18 protein-coding genes, 1 tRNA gene, 1 other RNA gene and 1 riboswitch are annotated in these 17,241 nt (G+C 67.4%); of the genes, 5 read left to right on the top strand and 15 right to left on the bottom strand.

The annotated features are described in order from the left end of the window. Window positions 1–116: 116 nt before the first annotated feature. From ABZV44_RS21385 to ABZV44_RS21325, 13 genes are all read right to left on the bottom strand, one after another. Window positions 117–278, bottom strand: a complete 162-nt coding sequence (locus ABZV44_RS21385; protein ID WP_354838779.1) for a hypothetical protein — start codon at window positions 276–278, stop codon at window positions 117–119. After that, window positions 271–1,230, bottom strand: a complete 960-nt coding sequence (locus ABZV44_RS21380) for an ABC transporter permease (protein ID WP_354838776.1) — start codon at window positions 1,228–1,230, stop codon at window positions 271–273. Before ABZV44_RS21380 ends, ABZV44_RS21385 begins: the two co-directional genes overlap by 8 nt. Window positions 1,231–1,234: 4 nt before the next feature. Next, a complete protein-coding gene (locus ABZV44_RS21375) occupies window positions 1,235–2,869 on the bottom strand; it encodes an ABC transporter substrate-binding protein (protein WP_354838774.1) in 1,635 nt (544 codons plus the stop codon). Beyond that, window positions 2,866–3,936, bottom strand: a complete 1,071-nt coding sequence (locus ABZV44_RS21370; protein ID WP_354838772.1) for an LLM class flavin-dependent oxidoreductase — start codon at window positions 3,934–3,936, stop codon at window positions 2,866–2,868. The genes ABZV44_RS21375 and ABZV44_RS21370 overlap by 4 nt, the downstream gene beginning before the upstream one ends. After that, window positions 3,933–4,451, bottom strand: a complete 519-nt coding sequence (locus ABZV44_RS21365; RefSeq protein ID WP_354838770.1) for a GNAT family N-acetyltransferase — start codon at window positions 4,449–4,451, stop codon at window positions 3,933–3,935. Before ABZV44_RS21365 ends, ABZV44_RS21370 begins: the two co-directional genes overlap by 4 nt. After that, the gene (locus ABZV44_RS21360; protein WP_354838768.1) at window positions 4,448–5,425 is read right to left on the bottom strand and encodes an ABC transporter substrate-binding protein; all 978 of its coding nucleotides are present in this window, start codon (window positions 5,423–5,425) and stop codon (window positions 4,448–4,450) included. Before ABZV44_RS21360 ends, ABZV44_RS21365 begins: the two co-directional genes overlap by 4 nt. 28 nt (window positions 5,426–5,453) lie before the next feature. Further along, a complete protein-coding gene (locus ABZV44_RS21355; RefSeq protein WP_354838766.1) occupies window positions 5,454–6,218 on the bottom strand; it encodes an amino acid ABC transporter ATP-binding protein in 765 nt (254 codons plus the stop codon). Further along, on the bottom strand, window positions 6,215–7,111 hold the full coding sequence (locus tag ABZV44_RS21350; RefSeq protein WP_354838764.1) for an amino acid ABC transporter permease: 897 nt from the start codon (window positions 7,109–7,111) through the stop codon (window positions 6,215–6,217). Before ABZV44_RS21350 ends, ABZV44_RS21355 begins: the two co-directional genes overlap by 4 nt. 8 nt (window positions 7,112–7,119) lie before the next feature. Beyond that, a riboswitch (SAM riboswitch) is annotated at window positions 7,120–7,212 on the bottom strand. Between the two features lie 102 nt (window positions 7,213–7,314). Next, on the bottom strand, window positions 7,315–7,863 hold the full coding sequence (locus ABZV44_RS21345) for a flavin reductase family protein (protein WP_354838762.1): 549 nt from the start codon (window positions 7,861–7,863) through the stop codon (window positions 7,315–7,317). A 143-nt stretch (window positions 7,864–8,006) separates the two neighbouring features. After that, window positions 8,007–8,702: a hypothetical protein gene (locus ABZV44_RS21340; RefSeq protein ID WP_354838760.1), complete on the bottom strand. Its 696-nt coding sequence runs from the start codon at window positions 8,700–8,702 to the stop codon at window positions 8,007–8,009. Window positions 8,703–8,913: 211 nt separating this feature from the next. Beyond that, window positions 8,914–9,633 carry a hypothetical protein gene (locus ABZV44_RS21335; RefSeq protein ID WP_354838757.1) on the bottom strand — a complete coding sequence of 240 codons (720 nt, stop codon included), beginning with the start codon at window positions 9,631–9,633 and terminating at the stop codon, window positions 8,914–8,916. A gap of 158 nt (window positions 9,634–9,791) precedes the next feature. Then, window positions 9,792–10,487 carry a hypothetical protein gene (locus ABZV44_RS21330; RefSeq protein ID WP_354838754.1) on the bottom strand — a complete coding sequence of 232 codons (696 nt, stop codon included), beginning with the start codon at window positions 10,485–10,487 and terminating at the stop codon, window positions 9,792–9,794. 117 nt (window positions 10,488–10,604) lie between these two features. Continuing rightward, complete coding sequence (locus ABZV44_RS21325) at window positions 10,605–11,183, bottom strand: HhH-GPD-type base excision DNA repair protein (protein ID WP_354838751.1); 579 nt, start codon at window positions 11,181–11,183, stop codon at window positions 10,605–10,607. Between the two features lie 88 nt (window positions 11,184–11,271). Between ABZV44_RS21325 and ABZV44_RS21320 the strand changes: the two genes are divergently transcribed. Further along, a complete protein-coding gene (locus ABZV44_RS21320; RefSeq protein WP_354838748.1) occupies window positions 11,272–12,114 on the top strand; it encodes a methyltransferase domain-containing protein in 843 nt (280 codons plus the stop codon). Window positions 12,115–12,281: 167 nt separating this feature from the next. Here the strand turns inward: ABZV44_RS21320 and ABZV44_RS21315 are convergent, their stop codons facing one another. Together ABZV44_RS21315 and ffs are read right to left on the bottom strand one after the other, a co-directional pair. After that, window positions 12,282–13,589, bottom strand: a complete 1,308-nt coding sequence (locus ABZV44_RS21315; RefSeq protein ID WP_354838745.1) for an aminotransferase class I/II-fold pyridoxal phosphate-dependent enzyme — start codon at window positions 13,587–13,589, stop codon at window positions 12,282–12,284. A gap of 140 nt (window positions 13,590–13,729) precedes the next feature. Continuing rightward, an RNA gene (gene ffs, locus ABZV44_RS21310) (signal recognition particle sRNA small type) lies at window positions 13,730–13,824 on the bottom strand. Window positions 13,825–13,923: 99 nt separating this feature from the next. Between ffs and ABZV44_RS21305 the strand changes: the two genes are divergently transcribed. The 4 genes from ABZV44_RS21305 (at window position 13,924) to ABZV44_RS21290 (ending at window position 17,142) form a co-directional block, all read left to right on the top strand. After that, the gene (locus ABZV44_RS21305; protein WP_354838743.1) at window positions 13,924–15,021 is read left to right on the top strand and encodes a hypothetical protein; all 1,098 of its coding nucleotides are present in this window, start codon (window positions 13,924–13,926) and stop codon (window positions 15,019–15,021) included. Between the two features lie 54 nt (window positions 15,022–15,075). Next, a tRNA-Ser gene (locus ABZV44_RS21300) sits at window positions 15,076–15,161 on the top strand. Window positions 15,162–15,820: 659 nt separating this feature from the next. Then, the gene (locus ABZV44_RS21295) at window positions 15,821–16,657 is read left to right on the top strand and encodes a DUF2637 domain-containing protein (protein ID WP_354838741.1); all 837 of its coding nucleotides are present in this window, start codon (window positions 15,821–15,823) and stop codon (window positions 16,655–16,657) included. Window positions 16,658–16,716: 59 nt separating this feature from the next. Next, window positions 16,717–17,142 (top strand): hypothetical protein, encoded by a 426-nt coding sequence (locus ABZV44_RS21290; RefSeq protein WP_354838738.1) that lies wholly within the window; start codon window positions 16,717–16,719, stop codon window positions 17,140–17,142. Window positions 17,143–17,241 lie beyond the last annotated feature (99 nt).

Genomic DNA, 17,241 nt, shown 5'->3' with positions numbered 1-17,241 from the left:
CGGGACGATCGGCAGCCAGGGCGTATCCGACAGCGCCACAGCGTCAGACATGATCGGGCCACCTACCCTCGTACGACCGCCGACTCGGCGCGGGTGCCGGCCACGACACCAGAACCTCACGCATCGGACGCCTCCTCTGCGCCGACCCAGTAGGCGATGCCGGGATCGAGGAGCGGGTGGGCCAGGGTGATGACTCGCAGCCGGGAGCGCGGGCCGGAGGGGACGCGCAGGTGGTCGCGCAGGTTCCGGATCAGGTGAGCGGGCAGAAGGTCAGACATGGGCGCGCTCCTTGCGGGTATCCCGGTGCGCCACACGGGGATCCAAGAGTGGATAGGCGAGATCGATGAGGAGGTTGACCGTGACGAAGACCAGCGCGGCGAACACGACGATGCCCTGCACCACCGGAATGTCCTGGTTCAGCACCGATTCCTGGGTGAGGCGGCCCAGTCCCGGCCGGGAGAACACGGTCTCGGTGACGACCGAGCCCGCCAGCACCTGGCCGACCCACAGGCCCGCCACCGTGAACGCGGGGGTCGCGGCGGGCCGCAGCACATGACGCAGCTGCACCCACCAGCGCGACGCGCCCTTGGCGAAGGCGACCGCCACGAACGGCTGCCGCCAGGTGGCGACCAGGCTGCTGTAGAGCACCTGGGCGATCACCGCGCCGACCGGAATGGCGATGGTGACCGCGGGCAGGATGGTGCCGCTGAACCCGGTCCCGCCGAGCGCGGGCACCAGCCGCAGCCGGAACGAGAACAGCTGCAGCAAAAGCAATCCCACCCAGAAGCCGGGCATGGAAGCCCCGATCGGCGGTAGCGCGGTGAGCAATCCGCGCAGCCAGGGCCGCTCGGTGTAGGCGGCGGCCAGGGCGAGCCCGGTGCCGCCGAGCACCGCCAGCAGCAGGCCGAGCCCGGCCAGCGCGAGGGTCGAGGGCAGTGCCTCGGCCACAGCGCGGGCGACGGTCTGGCCGCTGAAGATGGAATGGCCCAGGTCACCGCGCACCGCGTGGGTGAGCGCCGTCCAGTACTGCGTCCAGAGCGGTTGGTCCAGTCCGTATCTGGCCCGCATCTCCGCGATGGCCGCCGCGTCCACGGGGGTGCCGGTGGCGGTATTGGCGGCTATCTCCACCGGATCGCCCGGCAGCAGGTACAGCACCACGAACGACAGCGTGAACGCCGCCCACAGCACGCCTACCGCCTGAAGTACCCGTCCGATCACGTAGCGGCCCATGGAATTATCGCTTCAGCCAGGTGTCGTGGAACTGCAACCGGGCCGACGCCTCGAACTTCACCCCGGCCACGCCCTTGCCCACGCCGATGGCCTGGGACAGTTCGATGGTCGGAATCCACAGGCCCTGATCCAGCACGGCGGACTGGGCGTCGCCGATGATGCGGACCCGCGCGGCCGGGTCGGTGGCCGACAGCTGCTGGGCGAGCAGGGAGTCCAGCGGCTCGGCCGGGCCGCGGGCGTTCAGGTTGCGCTGGTCCACCGCGAAGGTGGTGCGCAGGATGTCGCCGTCGGCACGGGTGGAGTTGTAGTAGTCGAAGTCGAAGTCCTTGTTGTTCTGGCGCACATTCGATTCCGCCGCCGACAGCGGCTCCAGGCGGAGATCGAATCCGACCGCCTTCAATTGCTGCTGGGTCAGTTCGAGGATGGCCTGATTACCCGCGAAGACCGCGGAGAAGATGACGCCCGCGGCGAGCCGCTGGCCGTCCTTGACCCGGATCCCATCGGCGCCGGGCACCCATCCGGCCTGGTCGAGGAGCTTCTTCGCCGCGTCCGGGTCGTACTTCACGCGGGATGAAAGATCCACATACCCCGGGGTTTTCGAGGCGAGCACGCTGGTGGCCGGTTTGAACTGCGGGCCCAGCACGGTGTCCACCAGTTCCTTGCGGTCGAGGGCGGGCACCAGCGCCGCCCGCACCGCCGGGTCCCGCAGCGGTCCGCGGGTGACATTCACCTGGAGGCCGAACGGCACGCCCGGATTCGCGGTGAACTGCACCCGGCCGCCACCCGCTTCGATCTGCGAAACATCTTGCGGCAGCGCGTCACTGACGGCATCGAGCTGACCGGAGGCGAGACTGCCGGTGCGGACGCCCGACTCCGGGACCACGGTGAACACGATCTTGTCCAGGTACGCCTCACCCTGGCCGGCGAAGACCGCAGAGCCCCAGGCGTATCCGGCGCGCTTGGCCAGCGTGGCCGAGGCGTTCTGCTTCCATTCCGCGTAGGTGAACGGGCCGCTGCCGATATTCGCGCCCAGGCAGCGGTCGTCGGCGGGCTTGGCGACCGTGGCGTCGGACTGGATCCCCAGCTGCGGCGTCGACGTCGCCTGCAGGAACTGGGCATTCGGCGCCGCGAAGTCCACCCGCACCGTGCGCGGATCCACCACCGTGCCGCCGGTGTATCCGGCCAGGTAGCTCGCGGCCAGCGGCGCCTTGGCCCCGCCGAGCGCGACGATGGAATCGAAGTTCTTGCGCACCGAGTCCGCGGTGAGCGGGGTGCCGTCGCTGAAGGTAATGCCGTCCTTCAGGTGGAACGTGAACGACTTGGCGTCCGGGGAAACCGTCCAGCTGTCGGCCAGCCACGGCTTCAGCGCACCGGTTTCCGGGTCCTGATCGACCAGGGAGTCGACAACCTGCCGGGTCACGTAGATGGTCTGATTCGTGCCGGACTGCGCGGGGTCCGAGCAGGTCGGGGCCGACGACAGACCGTAGCGAAGGGTGCCGCCCGACTGCGGCGGGCCCGACGGCTCGCCATTGCCGCCGGCGGTACCGCCGCCACCGCACGCGGTCAGCGCGAGGGTGGCGGCCAGCGCGCCCGCGAGCGCCAGGGGACGGGCCGCGCGGGCGGCGAGGGGCTGATTCATGCGGGGTCTCCGGACGGGTAGCGATCGCCGCCCAGCGGGCGGCTCGGAATGCGGTGGCGCAGTTCGGATGCGACCTCGGCCTGGAACAGCTCGAGGCTCTCGCGATGCTGGGCCTCGGTGCGGCCGTCGGCGTCGGCGCTCAGGTGGATCACCTCGTGGCCGAACCGCTCGTGGTAGCGACTCACCTTGTCCAGCACCTGTTCCGGGCTGCCGATGAGCGCGGAGGAGCGTTCGGCGAAGTCCTCCACCGTCTCGAAGACGATGGGTACGCCGAACTTCCGGGCCACGGCCCGACGGGCCTCGAAGACCGGGCGATACAGGTCCACGGCCTGCTGCGAGGTGCGGGTCACCAGAAAGCCCGCCGTACCCGCGCCCACCAGCGCCTCGGCCGGATCGTGCCCATAGGCCGCCCAGCGTTCCCGGTAGTGGTCCACCAGTTCGGCGTACGGCTCGATCGGATAGGTGACATTCGCCGAGAACAGCGGATCCCCGTGCAGCGCAGCGTAATCCGCGGATTCCCGGCTGGTCGCGCTGCCGTGCCAGATGCGCAGGCGCGGCTGCAGCGGCCGGGGCAGCGCCTTGGCCTCGGTGAGCGCCGGTCGGAAGCGGCCGGACCAGGTGACACTGTCGCTGTCCCAGAGCTTGCGGAACAGCTCGTAGCCCTCGCGATTGCGATCCCACTGGTCATCGGTGGTGACGTGGAACAGCTTGGCCTGCGCCGCGCCATTGCCCTTGCCGATGATCAGTTCCAGGCGCCCGTCGGAGAGGTTGTCCAGGGTGGAGTAGTCCTCGAACGCGCGCACCGGATCCAGCAGGCTCAGCGTGGTGACACCGGTGAACAGGGCCAGGCGCGAGGTGACCGCGGCGATATGGCTCAGCACCACCGGCGGGGCGGCGGAGATGAACGGATCCTCGTGCCGCTCCCCCACCGCGAAGCCGTCGTACCCGAGGTCCTCGGCCAGCCGGGCGCTGTCGACCACGCGGCGCAACCGCCGGCGGGGCGTCTCGGCAGTGCCGGTCACCGGGTCCGGGGTGTGCGTGATCAGGGTCAGGAGCAGGAATTTCATGCCGGGACCGCCTCGGTGTCGCCGGAACGCCGGCCGGCGGGGACGTACTTCTCGAACGGGTGCACGTGCCCGACCTCCTTCACGATGTCGCGCGGCAGCGCGGTGTAGCCCGCGGCCGTGTACAGCGCCACGGCCTCCGGCTGACGCGGTCCGGTGGTCAGGTAGATGCGCCGGTAGCCGCGCCGGGCGATCTCGGCCTCGAGCTGCTCGAGCACGAACCGGCCCAGCCCTCGGCGGCGGTGCGCGCTCGACGTCCAGATCCGTTTCAGCTCCGCGGTTTCCGCGTCGAAGCGCTGGAAGGCGCCGCCCGCCACCGGTTCGCCGTCCTCCACCACGATCAGCAGATCGCCGTCCGGCGGCGCGAAATGGCCGGCCGAATAGCCGGTCAGATCCGCGTGCACCTCACCCGGGGTGCGGCCGTAGCGGCTGCTGTATTCGATGGCCAGCTCCGCCAGCAGCGGCGCGGCCAGCGGATCGTGCTGTGCGACATGGAATACGGTGCGCGACACGCTCATCCCTTCTTCTTGGGTAGTCCGGGCGGATTGATCCGCGACTGCTGCACGGCCTCGTCACCGAGGCCCCAGCGGTCGAGGACCTGCTTGTAGGTCCCGTGGTCGATGGCGTACTGGACGGCCTGCTGCACGGGGCCGATGAGCCCGTTGTCCTTGCGAGTGAGTGCCGCGATCTCGGCCTGCAGTGCGTCTCCCGCTCCGGACCAGGTGGTGAGCACCTTGTTGCCGGTCGTCGCGGAGTGATACTGCGCTGCCGGGTTGGGGCCCACATAGCCGTCGATCCGGCCGGAGGACAGCGCCAGGTAGTAATCCGAGGATTGCTGGTAGTAGGCGAGTTCCAGCCCGGGCAGCCCCTCGGCCACGTTCCGGTCGTTCCAGGCGACCAGCAGCTGCTCCTGATTGGTGCCGGAACCGACGCCGATCTTCTTGCCGGCCAGCGACTTCCGGTCCTGATAGGTCCAGGTCGAATCCTTCGGCACCTCCAGGGCGATAGTGTCCTTGCGGTAGGTGGCGAAGTCGTACTTCTCCTTGCGCTCCTCGGTGACCGTGACATTGCTGACGAACAGGTCGACCTCGCCCGAGTCGATCTTCACGAAGTTCTGTGACCAGTCCCCGTTCCGGCGCTCCAGCTTCAGGCCGAGAATGTCGGCGATCAGTGTGGCGACATCCACCTCGGAACCGATGACGGTGCGATCATCGGTGGCGTAGAAGCCGAGCGGCGGCGTCGCGCCGACAGTGCCGGTGACCACCAGCGTGCCGCGGTCGCGAATGGCCTGCGGGACCTGCGCGGCAATCGAATCCACCTTGCCGGCGTGAATGCGCCCCTTCTGCTCCGGTGACAGGTCATAGGTCAGGCCGTTCACGCTGCGCGTGTCGCTGGTGCCGCCATCACCCTTGGCACAGCCGCCCGCCAGCAGACCGAGCAGAGTGACGGCGATCAGGACTCTGGTCCGTCTGCGACGGCTTGCCAGGGACATGAGCTTTTCCTTACCTAGTGAGAACACGTCAGAGGACGTGCGCGAGAAAGGCTTTGGTGCGCGGGTGCGACGGGTTGTCCAGCACCTGCGCGGGCGGACCCTGCTCGACGATGCGGCCGGCGTCCATCAGCACCACGGTGTCGGCGACCTCGCGAGCGAAACCGACCTCGTGGGTGACGATCACCAGGGTCGAACCACCGCGCGCCAGATCTTTGATGACATCGAGGACTTCACCGACCAGCTCGGGATCCAGCGCGGAGGTGGGCTCGTCGAACAGCACCACCTCCGGCCGCAGGGCCAGCGCCCGCGCGATGGCCACGCGCTGCTGCTGCCCACCCGACAACCGGCTCGGATACTCGTCCGCCTTGTCCGCCAGGCCGACCCGCGCCAGCAACTCCAATGCCTCGGCGTTCACCTCGGCCTTGGAGCGGCGTTGGGCGGCCACGGGCGCGAGCGCCACATTCTCCCGAACCGTCAGGTGTGGAAAGAGATTGAAGTTCTGGAACACGAATCCGATGCGCGCCCGCTGCCGCAGGATCTCGCGTTCGTGCAGTTCGTGCAGCTTGCCGCCCTTGCGCCGGTAGCCGACCAGCTCGCCGCCGACCCGCACGGTGCCACCGTCCACCTGCTCGAGGTGGTTGATGGTGCGCAGCAGCGTCGACTTGCCCGAACCCGACGGGCCCAGGATCACCGTCACCTCGCCGGGGCGCACCGCCAAGTCGATGCCCGAGAGCACTTCATTGCGGCCGAAGGACTTTCGGATGCCGCGCAATTCGATCGCGTACTCGGTCATCGCCGATCACCGGCCTTCGAACGACGGCCCTTCGAGAAGTGCCGTTCGATAGAGAACTGAACGACGCTCAGCACGGTGGTCAGCAGGATGTACCAGACCGTGGCCACCATGAGCAGCGGCACCACCCGGCCATTGCGGCCGTAGATGACCTGCACCTGATAGAACAGCTCGGCAATCGCCATGGTCGACACGATCGAGGTGCCCTTGAAAAGACTGATCACCTCATTGGCGGCATTCGGCAGAATTCCGCGCATCGCCTGGGGCGCCACGATCGTGAAGAACTGCCGCCGCCACGGCAGGCCCAGCGACCGGGCCGCCTCCCACTGGCCCTCGTCGACCGAGATGATCCCGGCCCGGATGATCTCCGCCGAATACGCGGCCTGATGCAGCGCCAAACCGATGACGGCCGCGGTGAATCCGCTGATCACGCCATTGGTCTGGAATCGCGCGAACTCCGGCCCGAACGGAATGCCCAGCGACAGCGTCTTGTACAGGTAGGCCAGATTGAACCAGAACAACAGCTGCACGATCAGCGGGATCGACCGGAAGGCCCAGACATAGGTCCACGAGATCGCCTGCAGCACCGGGTTCTTCGACAACCGGCCCACGGCCAGCCAGACACCGAGGAAGAAGCCCAGCAGCGTGCCCCAGAAGGTCAGCTCCAGCGTCACCTTCAGCGCCGACAATACCGATTTCGCGGTGACATACTGCGCGAAGGTTCCCCAGTCCCAGCCCGGATTCGTGATCAGCCCGTGCGCGAACTGCGCGACCAGCACCAGCGCGATCGCCGCGGTGACCCAGCGCCACGGGTGGCGGGCGCGGACGACCGGCAGATCCCCGTCGTGGTGTTCGGCTTCGGGCTCCGTCTGCGTGGGCGCCGCCAGCGTACTCATGGATTCGTCCTCCATCGGTCCCGGCGGAAGCACCCGCACCACGTGCGCGGGGGTTGCTGCGATGTCTGCGAGCCGGGTCTCTCGATCGCTCTGGATGGTGTAGACGACACTACGAATTCCGACGGCGCATGTCGCCGGTCACGATCAACGTGAATTCAATTGCATGGCAGTCGTTTTCCGGAATTCCGGTGGAAACGGGGAAATCAGCCCGCGGCCTCGTCGCGGTCGGGGGCCGGGTCGTAGAGGGCGCGGAAACCGCTGCGGTGGAAGACCAGCGGCTCGGAATCGGGGTGCGTGCCGAGCCGGTGCACCCGCAGCAGCACCACCGCGTGATCACCGGCCGAAACCTGTTCGTGCACCGAGGTTTCCAGCCATGCCGTGGCCCCGGCGACGAACGCCGCGTTCCCGTTCCCGGGGTGCAGGTCGACATTGCGGAAGCGGTCTCCCCGCCGCGAGCTCAGCCCGCGCGCCGCCGGTTCCTGCTCGCTGCTGAGCAGGCTCAGGCCCAAACGGCTCGCCTGCTCCAGCCGCGGCCAGGTCTCCGACGAATACTGGATGCAGATCGACACCAGCGGCGGGTCCAGGGAGACCGGCACGAAGGTGCTCGCCACCAGGCCGTACGGTGTCCCGCCGATGCGTGCGCACACGGCCACCACCCCGCTGGGAAAGTGCGAAAAGGTCCGCCGCAGATCGGTCCCGTCGACCGGAGTGAGCGCGGCGGCCGCGCCGTGAATCGAGGTCAGCTCGCCCATTGCCCCACTTCAGCACCGCCGTACGCGCCGCGACAGGATTGCGTTCACCTCGATTGCAAGTCGGCGGCCGCGGTCCCGTTGCGGGACAATGCGAAACCCCCGCCCGGCAGGCGCCGGACGGGGGTCGGGAATCCTCACGATGGCTACTTCGGCGCCTCGATGTGCGGCTGGTTGACGGTGACGAAGTAGTTGTACACGGCCGCGATGGCGACCGGCGCGGTCACGAACAGCTGACCGGCGATGGTGCCCAGGAAGCCGACCGTGGCCGCACCCAGGACGCAGCCGCCGAGCGGGCCGAGGCCGAACAGGGTGGCCAGGGCGCCGGTGGCGACCAGACCCACACCGATGCCGGCGATGCAGCCGACGGCCGCGCCGCCCAGACCGCCGACCAGGGTGCCGATGGTGGCGCCGGTGGAGATGGTGTCCTTCATACGGTTGAAAGCCGCCAGCTCACGGTCGTAGTCGCTCTTGAACGGAGCCTGGTCCTCGTAGGGCAGGTTGATCGGCTTGTAGACCGCGTGGTCCATGTCGTACTGCGGCGTCAGGGTCGCGGTGTGGTCGGCGATCTCCGCGGCGATCGGGAACTCGAAGTCGTCGACCCGGAAGCTCAGCGGCAGGCCGGCCAGCACGGTGCCGTTGGCAGCCTTGATCTTGAAGGTGCCGTCCTCGACCACCATCGAGCCACCATCGGTGTGGATGATGGTGTTGGTGTCGGAAGTCGTTGCCGCGTAATCGATCACGCCATTGTCGGCAGCCGGGGCCGCATTGACGGTGCCGGCGGTGACGCCCATGGCGGCGATGACCAGCGCCGCGGTCGCGGCGAAATTCTTGAAGCGCATTTCCCTTTGTTTCCTCATCAGACAGTCCGCAGGTTGGACCGAATGATCGAAACGGGCCGACCCGAACGAGATATGGATCCGGGGTGCTGACGCGGTGAACAGTTGAAATGGGAAACCCGCTCGGCCATACGGCCGAGCGGGCTGTCCCGATGAGGTATCAGCTGATGCCTATAGAGCCCCTCGCTCCTATAGAACCGTTAGAACCGCGCTCTTACTTGGCCGGAGCCGGAGCGCTGATGTGCGGCTGGTTGATGGTGGTGAAGTACTGGATCGCGGCGGCGATGGCGACCGGCGCGGTGATGAACAGCTGACCGGCGATGGTGCCCAGGAAGCCGACGGTCGAAGCGCCGACGAGGCAGCCGATGAGCGGGCCCGCGCCGAACAGAGCGGCCAGCGGAGCCGACGCCAGGCCGGCGAGGCCGAAGCCCAGGACACAGCCGACGGCCGCGGCGCCCAGACCACCGACCAGGGTCGCGACGGTCGCACCCATCGCGATGGTGTCCTTCATGCGGTTCCAGGCGGCCTGCTCACGGTCGTAGTCCGACTTCCAGGGAGCCTGGTCCTCGTACGGCAGGGAGACGTCCTTGACGTTGGCCGGCGTGTAGACCGCGTGGTCCATGTCGTACTGCGGGGTCAGGGTCGCGGTGTGGTCCGAGATCTCCGCGGCGATCGGGAAGGTGAAGTCGTCCACCTGAACCTTCAGCGGCATACCGGCGAGGATGTTGCCGTTGGCGGCCTTGATCAGGAAGTTGCCGTTCTCGACGACCATCGAGCCACCATCGGTGTGGATGATGGTGTTGGTCTCGGAGTTGGTGGCGGTGTAGTTGATCGCGGCATTGTCGGCGGCCGGGGCCGCGTTCACGGTACCGGCGGTGACGCCCAGGGCGGCGACCACGAGCGCGGACACCGCGGCGAAATTCTTGAGACGCATGTGTATTCGGAATTCCTCTTGAGATGAGCGGATGCGTCCCAGGGCAACAAGGTCAGGTGTAGCCCTGGGACGCTGTGATGGAAACCGGCCTTTTCAAACACAACGTGGCACGTCGGTTCCTTGCCGGTGAATCTTTGCCCATCGGTTGCCGAAATGGCCTACTTGGCAGGTGTGAATGGCTGATTGATAGTCGTGAAGTATTGCACCGCAGCGGCAATCGCGACCGGAGCCGTGACGAACAACTGACCGGCGATGGTACCCAGGAAGCCGACGGTGGCCGCACCCACCACGCAGCCCGCGAGCGGACCCGCGCCGAACAGCGTGGCCAGCGCACCGGTGGCCACCAGACCGGCGGCGCCGCCGGCGATGCAGCCCACCGCCGCGCCACCGAGCCCGCCGACCAGCGTGCCCAGGGTCGCGCCCGCGCTGATCGAGCTGGTCAGGCGGTTCCAGGCGGCCAGTTCCCGGTCGTACTGGGTCTTCCAGGGCGCCTGATCCTCGTAGGGCAGGGCGACCGGCTTGTACACCGCGTGCGCCTCATCGAACTGCGGCGTCAGAGTGGCCGTGCGGTCGTTGATCTCCGCCGCGATCGGGAACTCGAAATCGTCGACCCGGAACTTCAATTCCGTACCCGCGACGGTGGTCCCATTGGCGGCCTTGATCTTCAGCACGCCGTCCTCGACCACCAGTGACCCGGCGTCGGTCCGGATGATCGCACCGGTGTCGGTGGACTGGCCGGTGTAATTGATGGCGGCGTTGTCGGCCTCGGCCGGAGCGGCGTAGGCGGTGCCGGCCGTCACGCCGGTAGCCGCGATCACCAATGCCACAATCCCGGTGAATTTCCTCATCTTCATTCTGCTTACTGCTTCCACTGCCGCGAACTGAACTGTCGGCGGCAAGCATTAAGCAACCTCACAGGTTTCTGGAGGTTAAAAACCAGCTTGATTCGATCCGGGCGAACCGGACACCACTTACTTCGCCTTGGCGGCAGCCTTCGCCTGTTTCTTGAATTCCCGCACCTGAGTGAGGGATTCGGCGTCGGTCACATCGGCGACCGAGCGGCGGGAACCGTCCTCGCCGTACGCGCCCGCGGCCTCGCGCCAGCCGTTGGCGGTCAGCCCGCGCTGTTTACCCAAGAGCGCCAGGAAGATCCGCGCCTTCTGATCGCCGAAACCCGGCAGCTTCTTCAGCCGCTTCAGGATTTCCTTGCCGTCCGGATCACCCTCGGTCCACAGCGCCGCGGTCGTGCCGTCGTAGTTCTCCACGATGAATCGAGCCAGCTCCTGGACGCGCCGGCCCATGGAACGGCCGTAGCGGTGGATGGCCGGCGGGGTCGCGGCCAGCTCCTCGAATGCCTCGGGATCGGCGGCGGCGATCTTGTGGATATCGAACCCGCCCATGCGGTCGGCGAGTTTCCACGGGCCGCGGAAGGCGTGCTCCATCGGAAACTGCTGATCCAGCATCATTCCGACCAACAGGGCGAAATCATCGGTCGAAAGCAGCTCGTCGGCATCGGATTCCTGCGCAATACACAGCGTGCGGCTCACCATGCATCGATCATCCCATTCATCCCCGGTCGCGGTGACGCGGGTCACGGTGGCGCCCCAGAAGGACTAGGCTGCGGCCATGCCCGACACCATGGCTAATTCTTCAGTGCGAGCCGCGGCGCACCCTGCCGCTGGGTCCGGACTGCGACCGGACCGCTTCGACCGCGATGGACAAGACCAGCTCGTCGACGTTCACGATCTACAGGCAGCGCTGCCGGGCATCCGGAGCCTGCGCGCCTGGGCCCACGAGGCCCTGGCCACCCGGCCCGGCGAGAGCGCCGTCGACATCGGGTCCGGCTCCGGGTCGGAGGTCCTGACCTTCGCCGACCTGGTCGGCCCCACCGGCACCGCGCTCGGCGTCGAACCCGACCCGCATCTGCGCAGCGCCGCCGAACGCCGTGCCGCCCAGGCCGGATCCGCCGCCAAATTCGTCAGCGGTGACGCCTACGGTCTGCCCGTCGGCAGCGAGAGCTTCGACGTGGCGCTGTGCGAGCGCGTCTTCCAGCACCTCACCGCACCCGCCCGGGCCGCCGGGGAGATCGCCCGGGTGCTGCGCCCCGGCGGGCGCGTGGTGGTCATGGACAGCGACTGGGGCACGGCCATCGTGCATCCGGGCGACCGGCACGTCGTGCACGAGGTCATCGAGACCATGATCGCGGGCACCACCAATCCCTACGCGGGCCGCCGGCTGGCGGGTCAGCTCACCAAGGCCGGGCTGGTCGTCGACGACATCGGCTCGCACGCGCTGGTGCAGGACGGCCGCGTCGGTGCGGGCGCGCTCCTCGCCCGGGTGGCGGACCGGGCCGTCGCGCGCAGCGCCATTACCGAGCGTCAGCGCGACCAGCTGCTCGCCGACCTGGAGGCCGGCGCCGCCAGCGGCGACATCCACCTGTCGGTGACCATCTTCGCGGTGCTGGCCCACAAGCCGCACTGAGGAACAGCCCGGGCGCGCACCGGTTCCGGTGCGCGCCCGACGCGCGAAAAATGTTTCGCAACAACTGATTTCGGAGCACGAGGGTAACTCATCGGGGACCCCGAAATGCTAGCGGCACCCAACCGCCGGCACGGGTTGCCGACCGGTCACGGCACCCGAACCGCCCGCTACAGGCTCGGGGAGGCGGAGGAGTTCATGAGCTTCTCGGACGCGGCCAGCAGCACGCAGGTGGCCAGGCCCTGCATCGCCTGCTCCAGCTCACCCTCGGACGGGAAGCTGGGCGCGATGCGAATGTTCTTGTCCTCCGGGTCCTTTCCGTACGGGTAGGACGATCCGGCGGGGGTCAGCGCGATGCCCGCGTCCTTGGCCAGCGCCACCACCTTGCTCGCGGTGCCCTCCAGCACGTCCAGACTGATGAAGTAGCCGCCCTTCGGCTCGGTCCAGGACGCCACCTTCGAGGCGCCCAGCCGGTCCTCCAGAATCCGCAGCACCAGTTTGAATTTCGGCTCCAGGATGGCGCGGTGCTTCTGCATGTGCTCCCGCACACCCTCGGCGTCCCCGAAGAAGCGCAGGTGCCGCAGCTGGTTCAGCTTGTCCGGGCCGATGGTCTTCTTGCCCAGGTGCTTCAGGTACCACTCCAGGTTCGCGGTCGACGAGCCGAAGAAGCTCACGCCCGCACCCGCGAAGGTGATCTTCGAGGTGGAGGCCAGCACGAACGGGCGGTTCGGGTGCCCCGACGACGCGGCCAGGCCCAGCACGTCCAGCACCGGCTCCGCGGTGTCGGTGAGCGGGTGCACCGCGTAGGCGTTGTCCCAGAACAGGCGGAAGTCCGGCGCGGCCGTCGGCATCGAAACCAGTTCGCGGGTAACGGCTTCGGAGAAGGTGACGCCGGTCGGGTTGGAGTAGTTCGGCACCGCCCACAGACCCTTGATGCTGGGGTCGGACGCCACCAGCTCCGCGATCAGGTGGGTGTCCGGGCCGTCACCCTTCATCGGGATCGGGATCATCTCGAAGCCCAGCGACTCGGTGATGGCGAAGTGCCGGTCGTACCCCGGCACCGGGCACAGGAACTTGAGCACCGGCTCGTCGGCCCAGCGGCGCACCGAATCGGCGGTGCCGTACAGCATCGAGAACACCAGCAGGTCGTGCATGATCTCCAGGCTGGCGTTGTTGCCCGCGAGCAGATTCGACACCGGAATGCCGAGCAGCTCACCGAAGATGGCGCGCAGCTCCGGCAGGCCGTGCAGGCCACCGTAATTGCGCACATCGGTGCCGTTGGCGTCGCGGTAGTCGGCGGTGCCCGGCAGCTCGAGGAGTTCCTGCGAGAGGTCCAGCTGCTCGGGCGAGGGCTTTCCTCTCGTAATGTCCAGCGTCAGCTTCTCGGTCTTGAGCTTCGCGTAGTTCGCGGTCTGCGTCTCGTGTTCCGTCACGAGTTCCGCATGGCTCATCAAACCGAATTGCGTCTGCCGAGGCATCTGACAGCCTTTCCAATGGCGTGGGATGTTTGTCCAGGGTTGCGCGCACCGCGAACCCAACCGACCACGTTACTAGGCGGCCGCTCCGATTCGGCAGGGATATATACAGTTCCGTCGCCGCCCGATCGGGCCTCGAAAATGAAAGGGGACCCAGCGCACCCGGCAGAGCCCGTTGACCCTTGCTGCCTTCCGGCCCTGGGGGAGTTCACAGGATGCGCGCCGCGCTGGATCCGTCGGCCAGTGTAGCGGCTCACCGCGCCCCGTGCGCTACCGGGTCGATACGATGCCTGCGATAAGCGGGGTCACCCGCGAAATTCCGGAGGGGAAAGACGAGATGACGAGTTCCGATCCAGGATCGGGTGGGCCGCACGACCCGGCGAAAGCCCAGGAAACCGCGCAGTGGTGGGCCACCCCGCCCAGCGGAACCGACGCCGGTCAACCGGTCCAGGGCGCGGACCCGACCATGCTGAACTACAACGCCGGCGGCATCCCGCCATACACGCCGCCCGCCCAGCCGCTTTCGACCGGCCAGCCCTCCGGCGGCTACCCGGCGGTGCCGGGTGGATTCCCGCAGCAGGCGATGTCGGGGGGATTCCCGCAGCAGGCGGTGCCGGGCGGTTACCCGCAGCAGCCGGTCTCCGGGGGCTACGCGCAGCAACCGATGTCCGGCGGCTTCCCCCAGCAGCAGTACGCCCCGCCGCCTCCGACCCCGCCGATCGCGCCCGCCTACGGCTACCCGGCGCAGCCGCCCCGCTCGGGCGGCAACAAGACCGGCTGGATCGTCGGCGGTGTCATCGGCCTGGTGGTGATCGTCGGCGTCATCATCGGCGCGGTCGCCCTCTCCGGCGGCGACGGCCCCTCGCCGCTGAGCGACGACAAGAAGAAGAACGCCGGCAAGTACACGATGGACGGTGTCACCAACGGCTGCAGCGTGATCGACACCTCGGTGCTGAGCAAGTGGGTGTCCACCTCCAAGGGCACCCCCGAGCACTCCGAGACCAAGCCCACCGACTACTCGGGCGGGCGCTTCGACTGCCGCGCCGGCAACGAAGAGGCCAGCAAGACCGACAAGTACACCACCAACACCGCCGACCTCACCCTCGACGTGTCCTTCTCGAGCGGCGCGCCGACGGCCTACAACAAGCCCGAATACGACACCTGGAAGACGACCGACACCGGCACCACCGGCAGCGGCCGCACCGCCGGCGACGTGAACGGCATCGGCGAGGCGGGCTACTGGTCGGCCAAGGTCGACGACTGGACCTACTGGACCACCACCGACTACACGGTCGCGGTCAAGGACGACAACGCCTCCGTCAAGGTCAACATCCGCCTGCGCATGGCCAAGGGCCAGGACGTCAGCAAGGACGCGATCGCCCAGGTCTGCAAGGACCAGGCCCAGAAAGCCCTCACCAATCTGAAGAAGAAGTAGCCGCCGACCACGGCATTTGCTTCCACCAGGGGGGCACCCGGTATATTGCTCGGCGGAGGATTCGCCTAGTGGCCTATGGCGCTCGCCTGGAACGCGGGTTGGGTTAACAGCCCTCAGGGGTTCAAATCCCCTATCCTCCGCTTCGAAGGCCCCGGCCGGACCCAGTCCGGCCGGGGCCTTCCGCATTTCCGCCGACCCGCAGCCGGTCGGGCCGCAGTCTCGGACTCGCGCAGTGCCCCATGACCCGTCCTGGTATTGCGGCCACCCGGTCGGCCGATCCAGCGCGCCGGCCGCGGTCTTCGATCCTTCCCCCGGCGCTCTGGCGCCCGATCTGGTGAACGCGGACGAGTGGCACGCACTGGTCGCGGCCATGGGTCTCAACGGCCGGATCGCACGGATCACAGGCCGCACTGGCCGGTATCCTGCTGTCGATTGGGCCCACATCAGCGCTGTTCATCGCGGGCACAATGACTTTCGTGGTGCCGGTGGTGGCATGGCTCCTCCCGGGGGGCACGTCGGTGGAGATCATGCGATGGGCTTTGGCCAAGTTGCAGTTGGGTTCTCGTCAGGGCGCGACGAGATGACGGACCGAAACGGATGATTGGCACGAAACACCTATTGGTTGGGTACTTGCGCTGGCCCGATTGGTGCGGTCAGGCGTGATGTGTTGCAGCCCATGGGATTCGAGTTAATTGACGGCTAACTGTCGAGAGCTCTATTGCGCGCGCCTGCGCAGCACCGAATCTGAAACTGGCGCGGTACACAATCCGGGGACCGGCCGCACAGTACCCTCGCCGCCATGATGGAGATCACAGCCGCGAGATCCACAGATGACGACGTGCAAGCGCCCGCGCTGCACAGGGCGGGGGACGTCATGGGACGACTGAGTTCGTTCAGACCCCGGTTGGCACATGCTTCGTTAATTGTCGCGGGCGTAGTAGCAGTCAAGTCATTTCAAATGTCTTTCGCCGCCCTGCACCAACTCTCGATACGCAATCTGGTACCGCCCGACCTGGCCTCGAATGTGCCGATCGCCATCGACGGCCTGGTAATCGGTTCGATCATCGCCACCGCCTCGTTCCGGCAGTGGAGTGTGGGCTGGTGGTATTCGACCGTGTTGTTCGTTCTTTCGACCATGCTCTCGATTGCCGGGAATATCCAGTACGCCCACGAGATCGGTGGCGGCGTCGTGGCCATGTTCATTTACGCCGGCATGCCGCTGACCATGCTGTTCGCGGTGCACCTCACGTTGATGCTCTGGCAGCGCGGCAAACAGGTCGCGGCCGAGCTGGCAGCCGAGCACGAGGCCACCGAGCTCGGAACCACTGAGCTTGGAACCACTGAGCTTGGAACCACTGAGCTCGGAACCACTGAGCTCGGAGCCGCCGAGCACGAGGCCGCCGAGCTCGAAGCCGACCTCGAGGCCACCGAGTTCGCGGCCGAGTCGTTCACCTCACCGGATGCGGAGCGCTCCGCGGAACCCATTGCAGCGCGTCAGCCCAGGCTCTACCCGCTTGAATCCATCGGGCCCGGGTATTCCCGCGGGCAGACCGCAGGCATCGGCGCACAGCACAGGTCAGCGGCGCCGGAGGCCGTCGAACGACCCCAGGTCTCGATGACCGCCGCGCAAATGTAATGGCGGACGCAGCTCGATCGACCCCTCAGTCACCTCTGAAACCCTCTCTGGAGCGAAGAATGGCGATGACCATGTGGCAGGACCAAGGAGTAGATCAGTTCCGGGAAATCGCGAGCCGGCTGGCTTCGATCATCCAGAACAGTCTGGATCGATCGGGTGCGATGACACAGTTCACCGACGCAGTCGGCAACGTCGAAACATTCACCGATCTGATGATCGAATACTCCGGTCGGTGGTTCAGCGAGACGGGCGGACGCTCGACACTGATGGGGCCGGAACTGTTCTGGATGTTGTCCGAGCCCGGACCGCGGCGCGGCCCAGTGGTCGGCATGCGCGGCCAGGAATCCGGAGTCGAATCCGAAGTCAATTCCGGGCATCGCGCCCGAAAATTGTTGTTGATCTGCGTTTTCGAAGCACTCGCGCATAGTCAATGGGGCGTCCCCGAGGGCGTCTCGGAGCATCCGCTGGTCAACGGTATGGTCTGATCCGCCGTTGAACCCGGCGATCCATTCGCTCGATCGAAAGCATCAGAGGTGATTCGGGCAAACAGGCAGCATTGCCGGGCCCGCAAGGCTCCGGCCGGA

This window comes from Nocardia sp. NPDC004860 (assembly GCF_040609015.1).
Lineage (GTDB): Bacteria > Actinomycetota > Actinomycetes > Mycobacteriales > Mycobacteriaceae > Nocardia.
Note: the sequence above shows the minus strand (reverse complement) of the source record. Positions and strands in the feature narration are given on the sequence as shown.